The sequence below is a fragment of the Desulfocicer niacini genome (genome assembly GCF_054657595.1).
Genome location: NZ_BAAHYK010000084.1, coordinates 1 through 10261, shown reverse-complemented (window position 1 = coordinate 10261; position 10261 = coordinate 1). Strand labels below are relative to the sequence as shown.

The window sequence follows — 10261 nt, the reverse complement described above, 5'->3', positions numbered from 1 at the left end:
CCCATGGGAACAAGCAAGTGTGTCATGGTCATAAAGGATGAATATGACAGAATTTTGATAACTCATGAAGCGGATAGTGAAAATGCAACGGAAGTATGTGCTTTTCTGTACAAATTGAAGGGCTTAGGATTGCAGAAGAAATAAATGATGATCCGGAGAAAGCACCATCAAAGCGCCTTGAAAAATTGAACGCAGGGTACAGAAAGGTGGCCATGGGAAAAATTATTTCCGAAGCCATTGGAATTCAAACCATACGGAAACAATGCCCTCACTTTTTCCCCATGAATCAAACTCAGGAAGAGCGGTGATTATTTCAAGGGCGGGATCAAAACCTCCGGCAATTATCCATGCAGCAGAACTCCTTGTGGATTCAACCCAGAAAAGAGGAGATGAAAAATCCTGGGGGAGGATGTCAGGGTTTGGACCGTTTTTAACCAGATGGGGCACATGATCCATGATATCAATGATGTGCTTCTTATAAAATTCAAGCATGGAACCGATATATTCGGATTTTCCCTTAACCAGAAAAGTATCTGTATCTTCCCTGTTTTGATAAAGGGACAAACTCTTTTTAATGAGGTCTATTGTGCAAAGGGAATCCAAAAAAATCCCGGTGTTCACCGGATCAAGCCCCAGCACGGATGATACCTCTCCGGCGCTTACAGGCGTTTGAAGTACATCAAAGATCCCGAGCCTTAGCCCGGACATCGTTAATTCCATTTTCATCCGAATAGGAACTTGCTTTTTTAGTGCAAACTGTAAGATCTCAATAAGTGCGGGATTGCAAGACTCTTGCTAAGTACCATCCGGGGTTTAACGTACTCTAAAGAGCAGAAACTAAACCATGCATTATAACATTCCCCATCGTTAATGGAGCCTCTGCCCGGAAAAATGGGAATGCGTCCGACAAGATTTTCCTGGGATATTTAAAAAATCAGGCTCTATAATTCAAGCACTGGGATTATACTACTTAAGTATACAATATGATGTGGTTTATGTGCCTATAAAATCACCATATGTTATGTTTGTTTCACGATTTGGAACGGTGCCAGCCCAGTAGCGAATCCAAGATGAGCCAAAAATTAAATTTGACAGGCCAAATTTTATCGTGTAAAGCTCCTTGGAGTAATGACGTGTTTAAACTTCAATATGCGTATAAATGTACTCTTGTGCTGACACAAACCACTGATTATAACGAAGATGGCGGTAAAAGAAATCTGAGCGATGCCACCAACAGGAACCTGAAATACTGAACCATGATGTTGATTAAAAAGAAACCTGTTTTGATTCCCCTGCTGCTACTCCTGCTCTTTCTGGCGGTTTTTATCTCTTTGATCCTGGGACGTTATCCCATCACATTGGATGAGATATATGATTTTATGGCCGCTTTTTTGTCCGGTCAGGGGCAGACGGGCTGCCAAAAGTTTCATATCCTGAAGAATATTTTCATTGATATCCGTCTGCCGCGCATTGTGGCTGCCATGCTGGTGGGCGCCTCCCTTTCCGTGTCAGGTGCGGCCTTTCAATCCATGTTTATCAATCCCCTGGTATCACCCGGTCTTTTGGGCGTACTGGCCGGGGCCTCCTTTGGTGCGGCCCTTGGCATGGTCGTGGCAAGCACCTGGCTTGCGGTGCAGATCTGTTCCGTTACATGCGGCCTTGCTGCCGTTGCCGCCGCCATGGGCATGGCGAAATTGTACCGCGGGGATCGGCTGTTGATGATGATTCTGGGCGGCATTATCAGCGGTGCGCTTTTTACATCGCTTTTGTCTGTGGTGAAATATCTGGCAGATCCCTATGATCAGCTTCCTGCAATTGTTTACTGGCTCATGGGCGGTTTCTCAACGGTGGATGCCAAAACCGTCTGGGCCGTCTGCATTCCCATGGGGTTGGGCATTGCCACTTTGATTTCCCTTGCAAATTACCTGAACGTTTTGAGCATGGGTGATGAAGAGGCCCGTTGCCTCGGGGTAAATGTACGCATCATTCGTATTTTGCTGATTTTTCCGGCCACCTTAATCAGCGCATTGACTGTGGCATTGGGAGGGATCATTGGATGGGTGGGGCTGGTCATTCCCCATATTGCCCGCATGCTTGTGGGACCGGATAATCGTAAATTATTGCCGGTATCGGCCATTGTCGGTGCCATTTACCTGGTGGTGGTGGATGATATCTCCAGGCTGGTATTCACTGTGGAAATTCCCATCGGTATCCTGACCTCCCTGGTGGGAATTCCCTTTTTCGCCCTTGTGCTCGGCAAATCAAGGAAAGGTTGGAACTGATGAATTTTATCTCCATGGATCATGTCTCCTATGGATATTCCGAAAAGTCGGTTTTAAACGACATTCACCTCACCTTTAAAAAGGGAGAGATTGTCTCTTTACTGGGACCCAACGGGAGCGGGAAGACCACCCTTTTGAAAGTCCTGATGGGACTCTGTCATCCCCGGAAGGGAGAGGTGTGCCTTGGGGGACGACCTGTTTCTGAAATCGGTACAAAGGCCCTTGCCCGGCGGATCGCCTATGTGCCCCAGACCCATAAACTCTCCTTTGCCTATCGGGTGATGGATATGGTGCTCATGGGCAGGATGCCCCATAAACCCTTCTTTTTTCAGTATTCAAAAGAGGACGAGGTTGAAGCCCTTAAGGCGCTGGAACGCCTTTCCATTGCCCATCTCAAGAATCGTCCCTATACCGAAGTCAGTGGAGGGGAACGGCAGTTGACCCTCATCGCCCGGGCCCTTGCACAGGGGGCTGATGTGCTTGTGATGGATGAACCTGTGAACGGGCTGGATTACGGCAACCAGATCCGTTTGCTGGGCCAGATAGCCGATTTGGCAGATAATGGATACACCTTTATCAAAACAACCCATTTCCCTGAACATGCCATCTGGATATCGGATCGGGTGGTGATGCTGAAAGAGGGGAGGGTGGTGGCAGATGGTGATGCCCTGGAGGTCATCAACGAAGAGAATCTGTATCTTCTTTACCATACAGATATCGGCATGGCTGATCTTGATCAGGGTCTGAGAGTCTGTGTGCCCCGGAATATGCTGAATCGCAGCAGGGGTAATCATCTAAAGAGGGTTTCTTTGCAGGGATGTGCCGCCTGATCATATAAATCCGGGTGCGGGGAGTGCGAGGTTAAAAAACATATTTTGTAAATATTCGGGTTGGCAAAAGCCCCTGAAACACAAGAAGAGCCATTTTGAATTCATTGCATAAAGGAATAAGCTCCATGAAATGTGAAATTTGTGAGATCGGTTGTCATATAGAAGAGGGGAGTCTGGGGAAATGTCGCATGTATACGGTTAAGGACGGCGTCATGGCAGAACGTTTCCCCCATTGCTATTCCACTTTGTTTCCCATTTCCATTGAAACAATGCCGGCTCTTCACTTCTATCCCAACCATAAATTTCTGCAGGTTTCGTCCATGGGGTGCAATTTTTCCTGTGGTGGCTGCATCTCTGAGATACTGACAATGGGTACAGAGACCCTATCTGCCGCATTAAAGCAGGTAAGCCCTGAAAAAGTGGTTGAAAAAGCCCTCAGCCACGGGTGCAAAGGCATAGCCTTTTGTATTAACGATCCCACCGTCTCTTTTTTTTCATTCTGTTCCCTGGCCAGGCTGGCCAAGGAACACCATTTAATGGTGGGTTTCTCAACCAATGGATATTTTACCCGCCAGGCCCTGGATCAACTTATCCCTTTTACGGATTTTGTGAACATCGGCGTCAAGGGTTTCTCCGATGATCGGTATAAACCCTGTGGTGTGCCGTCAGCCGCCCCTGTGTTCAGAAATATCCGGCATCTGTTTGAGGCAGGTGTGCATGTGGAGGTGGCCGCCATATACATGAAAGGATTGGAGGATGAAGTCCGGAAGATCACCGCATTTGTGGCTTCCTTGTCCATGGATATTCCCCTGCAGATCATGAGGTTTGTGCCCTTTGGAGAGGCTGTCATGGAATTTGAGCCCACCATCAGAGAATCGGAATCCCTTTGCAGGGAGTTGAAAAAACAGCTCTCCCATGTGTACCTGTTCAACGCACCCGGCAGTGAGTTTTTGGATACCTGCTGCCCGGATTGCGGTCAGGCCATGATCTCCCGGGAATTTTTCGGCCCCATGGGTTCAAGAAATATTGAGACGTCCATGCCGGGCAATGTATGTTCATGTGGTAAAGAGGTGGCCATAAAAGGCACCTATGCTTTGGAACGTTACAATGAATATGGGTTCTTCGGCGGGTATCGCACCACCCGTGCCTTTGAGATGCTCCATGCCATCATGGTCTGCATCGGGGCGGATGATCCTGAGAAGCTTTCGGCATTGTGGTTTCATCTCATTGAGACTGACTATTTACGAGCCTTTCATGAGCTGGTGCAGCTTCCCGAATCCTATGGGGAAATCATCGATTACCTGGCCAAAAGGGCCGGTCAGGAGGAAAACGGTAACCTCTTGAAACAGTATATTCAGGAAAAATTTAATTTTATCCAATCCAGAACCCAGGATGTAAAACGCCCCCTGGTTTACTATGCCATGGGATATCCCCTGTTTGCCTTGAATCCCGAACGCTTTGAAACCAACCTTGTCCAGGCCGCTGGCGGCACCTGCGTAAACAAGCAGTTGACCCGGGAGGGAAAACCGGGATTTACCCTGACAAAGGAGGAATTCATGGCGTTGAACCCGGATATTATCTTTATCTCTGGTTTTTTGTCCTGCCCTGTTTCAGATTTTTACGACTATTGCGTCCGCAACGACCTGGGGGTGAATGCCGTTAAGAACAGGCGCATCTATGATCATTTTCCTTCTTGGGATTTCGGTAGCCCAAGGTGGATTCTGGGATTGATGCACATTGCAGGTATCCTCCACCCTGGGATGTTTTCCTTTAAAATGGAAGAGGAGGCCGATGAATTCTATCAACGGTTTTATCATAAACCCTTTGATGCAACCCATGTGAACCGTTCATTTTACCGGGGATGATATGAAAATAGATAAAAGTTCACGGCAGAATTCCGGCCACCCCCGGACCATGAAAAAATATTATCATCGTAAAATATTTACCTATGGTTTTATCGTCATGCTTTTTTCAGTCTGGTGGACTCTTTGCGCCCATGCCGGACAGGTCACGGACATGGCGGGACAAAAGGTGAAGGTGCCAGATGAGATTCATACCGTATACGGAACCAGCCCCCCTGTCACCAGCATGCTTTATGCCGTGGCACCTGAACTTGTTGCCGGGCTTAATTTTCCCATCAGGAAAATGGAAAAACAATATCTGCCCGCCCGTTTGCAGTCGCTTCCGGTGGTGGGTGGATGGTTTGGCCAGGGACGGACGCCCAATCTGGAAACGCTGATGCAGGTAAATCCCGATGTTATTCTGGCATGGCATATAAAGGATTCTCTCATCACCCGCAAGATAGAAGATACACTGGCACCTTTGGGTTTCCCGGTGATTCGCATCTCCCTGGACAGGCTGGAAGATTATCCCGAAACCTTCCGGTTCTTAGGGCACCTGTTCCATCGTGAAGCGCGGGCAGCGCTCCTTGCAGAATATGCACAAGAGACATTGGATAAAATCCGTGGAGTGCAGAGTGCCATGGCTGAACCCGATAAAGTGTCAGTTTACTATGCCGAGGGGGTGGATGGCCTGAGCACGGAATGCAATACCTCTATCCATGCGGAGCTTATTCCCATGTGCGGAGGGAAGAATGTTCACATCTGCCCTGTTCAGATGATTTACGGCATGGAAAAGGTCTCATTGGAGCAGGTGATGCATTATGCACCGGAGGTGATCATTACATCTGAACAGCTCTTTTACGATGCCGTGTTTCATGATTCGCGGTGGCAGAATATTCCTGCGGTTCAGAACCACAGGGTTTACAGGATTCCCAGCGCTCCTTTTAACTGGTTTGACCGCCCTCCCTCCTTTATGAGGCTCCTGGGTGCCAGATGGCTGCTCAATAAACTATATCCTGGTAAGTATGGCATAGATATTGTGGATGAAACCCGCAGATTTTACAGCCTTTTTTTGAATTTCAGCCTGGATCGCCAGGCTGCCGAAGAACTTTTAGAAGGAATGACAAAGAGATGATAGGTGATAGAATGCGTAAGTTAATGAAAAACATGGTTGTGATCCTCATGGGCATTATGGTGTTACCACTGTCCTGCTTTTCTGATGAAACAGCCATTTACCAACTTCCCCAGAGTGTTGTAACGGGAAAATTTGAAGAACAGGACTTTGTTGGTCCGCTGTTCACCGAGACCAACACAAAAACAAAGGTTACTGAAAAGGGAATAAACGCCCTTGGACCCTCTTCCACCATGTCCGTCCAGAAATCCATAAGCCTCATGCCGTCCGTAAATCAACAAAGTGTTGATCCAAGCGGGCTTGCAGATATCAGCAATTATCACGAATCTTTCAGATTCAGAGGGGTGGAAGCCACCGGAGGCGGCAATCCCTCCACCCCTGTCAATGTGGAGAATGTTCCTGTGAGCGGCAGGCCCGGGGGTGGGGTGTCCATATATGACATGGAAAACTTTGAGACAATATCCATTTATAAGGGCGGGGTACCGGCAGACAAGGCCTTTGGGCTGACCAATATCGGTGGGAAAATCGACATGGAGGTGAAAAGGCCTTTAAATGAGTTTGGGGTCAAAATAAAACAGATGCTGGGAACCGATGATTTCAGCCGGAGTTTTCTGCGCCTTGACACGGGAAATCTTTCCACTGACACCGCAGGTTTTATCTCCTATTCCAATACCAGTGCAGATAAATGGAGGGGAAAAGGGGATTCAGATCGAGACAACGCAATGGCCGGGCTGACCCAAAAAATCGGCGATGGGTTGAAGATAGAGCTGTTTTCAACCTATAATAAGGCCGATGTAAATACCTATAGAACCCTGAATTACGAAAAAGCATCTTCCTTGAGCAAAAATTATGATCTTGATTTTGCCGATGATAAAAACGACTATTTTTATTATGGGTACAATAGGGCAGATTTTGAGGATTATAATATTTTTGGAAACATTGAGTATCGTTTTGATGATAATTCCAAGGTGGTGATCAAGCCGTTCTATTGGAATGATCAGGGGTATTACATGGAAACGATAACAATGAAGAACGGCAATAACCGCATCAGAAGATGGGATGTTGACCATGATTTGAGCGGGTTCTTGAGCCAATACTCAAGGCGCTTACAGGCCGTTGATCTTAATATCGGCTTTTTTAATCTTCAACAGGAGAGACCGGGGCCGCCGACCTCCTGGAAATTGTATAAGGTTTCATCCAGTGGACTCGTATTTGACAAATGGCAGGTCCTCTCCAACAGCTCCAAACATCGTCAGAATACCCCCTTTATTTCGGGTAAATATGCCAAGGGCCGATTTACCCTGGAGGGAGGCGTGAAATATCTCAGATACACCATGCCCTCCATAAAGACGTATGACACGACCGGCATTTTAGATGTCAGCTATGAAACCGCGCTTGGCATGGCCACATCCGTTGACGAAGATGCATGTGCAGATGCAAAGGATTTTAACAAGATACTTCCCAACCTGGGGCTGAATTACAGGATCAACGACGATGTCAGCGCCTATTTCTCCTATGGCAGAAACTATGGCATGAGTGTGAGTCTTTATCCCTATTTTATTTCCCAGAAAAGCGCCTTTTACGGCAAGGGCATTACACTGCAGGATCTATGGGATGAACAGGAGCTTGAAATCGTTGATAATTACGATATCGGCCTGAGATACATCACGGACAAGGTGTATGTGGTCCCCACACTCTATTATGCCCGCCATAAAAATAAGGCGGCAACATATTATGATTCTGCCCTGGGGGTATCATTTCCCGCCACCAATGCAAAGGCGGATGCATACGGATTTGAATTGGAAGCCGGAGCAATGGCAGGAGAAAATCTTTCCCTTTACGGCTCCTTTTCCTATAACCGATTCTTTTTTTCCCAGGATATTTGTAACAGCGATGGATCTGTCAATGGGGTTGAGGGAGAGCAGGTGCCTGATGCACCGGAGTTTCTATGCAAGGCAATTGCCAGTTACCGCATGGGCAAATTTGTTCTCTCCCCCATGGTTAAATACACGTCCAGCAGGTATGGGGACATTGAGCACGATGAGAAGATTGACGATGCCGTAATATTTGACTTTGATTTGACCTATAATGCCGGGGCCTTTCCCGGTATGAAGATGAAAAACCTTGATTTTTCTCTGACGGTCAACAATATCCTTGATAAGGAATATGTCAGCATCATCAACACCTCTGACTATAAAACCCTTGGCTCCACCTATCAAACCGGTGCGCCTTTTACGGTTTATGCGTCTGTTACGTGTTGTTTCTAAAAAACGTGAGAAAAATTCGGCATCCTTTATTTGACCCTGAAAATAGTTTACCCTATTTAAGGGTGACCACCGAAAAATGGGAATTCACCACATGAAAGTGTAAAGTAAAAATGAAGGATGCCCAAAATTCGCATTTTATGAGATTCGCATGTTTACTAATGAATCGTAAGTTTTCAATCTTCATACTGCATGTGCTATTTTGAATTTTCATTGAGTACACGATGTGGTGGCAAATTGGAGGACTTATGACCCACGAAATATTTACAGCCAAGCTCTGATTGCCTAATAGGAACTTGCTTTTTTAGTGCAAACTATACCAGACTATCAATCAAGATGTCAAAAGCGGCTACTGCCATAAGCCGGGACACTTTTTGTGTTATGACGCGGTTATGACGCAAATATGACGCGTTTTTGAATTTCTATGACGCACTCAAACTGCTGATTTGATATAATATATTTACATAACTCCTGCAAGGTCAATTGAACTCTGTTATAATGACAATTTAGACTGCCCCGGCTTATGTTGGTAGCCCAAAAGGACGGTTCCAGGTGTGCATTCTTAAATTTTGTAACGTAAGTATTTTTAAGGAGGAGTTGCGTCCTTTTTTTCTGGCCCTTTTTCAATTATGTTTCAAAAGTAAACTGTTCTATTTTTCGAACCAATATACGATCGAACTTTAATGAACACGCTTGTTTTAGGTCTAAGATGCTCGCTATGTAATGCAAAGTCCGTTATCAAAAGAGGGGTGGTTATCCGAGATATAAGAACCGTCCCAATTGGTTCCAAAACAATTTGGCTTCGTTCACATATTCAGCGAGTCTGGTGTCCTTTCTGTCAGGTTACCCGACAAATAAAGCTTTCCTTTGCAGACAGGGGAAAAAGATATACCCGTGTATTTGAAAAATATGTTCTTTGTTTTTTTATAGTAAAAAGCTTTGTTTCAAGCTTTGTCTGCATTCCAGATCACCGCAAGCAATTCACCGTTTTTAGACAGACAGCGTCCTTGATGGGGGTATCCTGAATCGAAATACAGTGTGTCACCCTCATTTATAATGTGTATTTTGTTATTCACTCTCACTTCGAATTGCCCTTTTAGGACAAACCACAATTCCTGTCCCCTATGCTGTAAAAGTTCAGATAGTTTGTCACTTTTCAGGGTGGTTACCACATATGGTTCCATAGCTCTGTTTGGGAACTTCATTGCAAGATGCGCGTACTCTATTTTAGGTGATTTTTCCTTGGAAACTACAGGCCGTTGACCTTTTGGGGTCAGCGTCGTAACAATTTTGGCTTCTTCTGATTCAAAAAAAGCGTTGAAATCTACACCAAGGGCCTTAGCCAAGGAAATTAGAGTGCCTACCGGCGGTGCGCTATCTGAGTTTTCGATTCTTGAAATGTATCCTTTTGTCATTCCAATCAGATCTGCTAACGCCTGTTGGGTAAACCCACGCTCCAAGCGCATTCGACGAATTTTTTGAGGAACCTGTTTCGCTTCTAACTTAATCATTACCATAGTTTCTTCATTATCACAAAAACGGCAAAAGGCAAAATCATTTTTTTGTACACGGGTCTACTGACAGCGGTAACCATTTTGCTGGTACCTCGATAACGTAGTATTGTAGCAAGGTGAGATTCGTTGAAAAACAGCATTTTGTGCAAAGAAAGTTTGATCACAGCCTGCACAGTAGATGCTGAATACCTATTAGTGGGCATGCGTCGGGGATTTGCATTCCCGCACAGTACACCAAACCCAACTATCCCCTGAGCCAAATCATTATAAAGATATTTTTTAGAATTTCAAAATATTATCAATCAAATTTCTTTTTGGCTACAGCAAAGTTGTTTTCTTAGTTGACATGTGTTTACAAATAGTGTACTGCTGTCAACTATAACGTGTAATTACTCAAT

The 10261-nt window shown here is 45.6% G+C and carries 9 protein-coding genes; 7 read left to right on the top strand and 2 right to left on the bottom strand.

Annotated features, from left to right (window positions below; translation table 11 throughout):
* Nucleotides 1-95: 95 nt before the first annotated feature.
* Nucleotides 96-308, top strand: coding sequence for a DUF4276 family protein (locus ACYQ2M_RS23930; RefSeq protein ID WP_459918918.1), 213 nt, complete (start codon nt 96-98; stop codon nt 306-308).
* Here the strand turns inward: ACYQ2M_RS23930 and ACYQ2M_RS23925 are convergent.
* Nucleotides 223-720: a dimerization domain-containing protein gene (locus tag ACYQ2M_RS23925; RefSeq protein ID WP_459918919.1), complete on the bottom strand. Its 498-nt coding sequence runs from the start codon at nt 718-720 to the stop codon at nt 223-225. The two genes, ACYQ2M_RS23930 and ACYQ2M_RS23925, sit on opposite strands and share 86 nt — an antisense overlap.
* Before the next feature lie 536 nt (nt 721-1256).
* Between ACYQ2M_RS23925 and ACYQ2M_RS23920 the strand changes: the two genes are divergently transcribed.
* The 6 genes from ACYQ2M_RS23920 to ACYQ2M_RS23895 all read left to right on the top strand — a co-directional run bounded on the left by ACYQ2M_RS23920 (nt 1257) and on the right by ACYQ2M_RS23895 (nt 9374).
* Complete coding sequence (locus ACYQ2M_RS23920) at nt 1257-2282, top strand: FecCD family ABC transporter permease (RefSeq protein WP_459918917.1); 1026 nt, start codon at nt 1257-1259, stop codon at nt 2280-2282.
* The gene (locus ACYQ2M_RS23915) at nt 2282-3112 is read left to right on the top strand and encodes an ABC transporter ATP-binding protein (RefSeq protein WP_459918916.1); all 831 of its coding nucleotides are present in this window, start codon (nt 2282-2284) and stop codon (nt 3110-3112) included. The genes ACYQ2M_RS23920 and ACYQ2M_RS23915 overlap by 1 nt, the downstream gene beginning before the upstream one ends.
* A gap of 125 nt (nt 3113-3237) precedes the next feature.
* Nucleotides 3238-4977: a radical SAM protein gene (locus ACYQ2M_RS23910; protein WP_459918915.1), complete on the top strand. Its 1740-nt coding sequence runs from the start codon at nt 3238-3240 to the stop codon at nt 4975-4977.
* A 1-nt stretch (nt 4978) separates the two neighbouring features.
* Nucleotides 4979-6088 carry an ABC transporter substrate-binding protein gene (locus ACYQ2M_RS23905; RefSeq protein ID WP_459918914.1) on the top strand — a complete coding sequence of 370 codons (1110 nt, stop codon included), beginning with the start codon at nt 4979-4981 and terminating at the stop codon, nt 6086-6088.
* Between the two features lie 11 nt (nt 6089-6099).
* Nucleotides 6100-8352, top strand: a complete 2253-nt coding sequence (locus ACYQ2M_RS23900) for a TonB-dependent receptor (RefSeq protein WP_459918913.1) — start codon at nt 6100-6102, stop codon at nt 8350-8352.
* A gap of 680 nt (nt 8353-9032) precedes the next feature.
* Nucleotides 9033-9374, top strand: coding sequence for a transposase family protein (locus ACYQ2M_RS23895; RefSeq protein WP_459918912.1), 342 nt, complete (start codon nt 9033-9035; stop codon nt 9372-9374).
* Here ACYQ2M_RS23895 and ACYQ2M_RS23890 read toward each other — a convergent pair.
* Nucleotides 9294-9860, bottom strand: coding sequence for a helix-turn-helix domain-containing protein (locus ACYQ2M_RS23890; protein ID WP_459918911.1), 567 nt, complete (start codon nt 9858-9860; stop codon nt 9294-9296). The two genes, ACYQ2M_RS23895 and ACYQ2M_RS23890, sit on opposite strands and share 81 nt — an antisense overlap.
* Nucleotides 9861-10261 lie beyond the last annotated feature (401 nt).

Bases quoted from the DNA above. Each gene is read 5' to 3' on its own strand.
- ACYQ2M_RS23930 (WP_459918918.1), top strand. From the start codon at position 96: ATGTGCTTTTCTGTACAAATTGAAGGGCTTAGGATTGCAGAAGAAATA.
- ACYQ2M_RS23925 (WP_459918919.1), bottom strand. From the start codon at position 720: ATGGAATTAACGATGTCCGGGCTAAGGCTCGGGATCTTTGATGTACTT.
- ACYQ2M_RS23920 (WP_459918917.1), top strand. From the start codon at position 1,257: ATGATGTTGATTAAAAAGAAACCTGTTTTGATTCCCCTGCTGCTACTC.
- ACYQ2M_RS23915 (WP_459918916.1), top strand. From the start codon at position 2,282: ATGAATTTTATCTCCATGGATCATGTCTCCTATGGATATTCCGAAAAG.
- ACYQ2M_RS23910 (WP_459918915.1), top strand. From the start codon at position 3,238: ATGAAATGTGAAATTTGTGAGATCGGTTGTCATATAGAAGAGGGGAGT.
- ACYQ2M_RS23905 (WP_459918914.1), top strand. From the start codon at position 4,979: ATGAAAATAGATAAAAGTTCACGGCAGAATTCCGGCCACCCCCGGACC.
- ACYQ2M_RS23900 (WP_459918913.1), top strand. From the start codon at position 6,100: ATGCGTAAGTTAATGAAAAACATGGTTGTGATCCTCATGGGCATTATG.
- ACYQ2M_RS23895 (WP_459918912.1), top strand. From the start codon at position 9,033: ATGAACACGCTTGTTTTAGGTCTAAGATGCTCGCTATGTAATGCAAAG.
- ACYQ2M_RS23890 (WP_459918911.1), bottom strand. From the start codon at position 9,860: ATGATTAAGTTAGAAGCGAAACAGGTTCCTCAAAAAATTCGTCGAATG.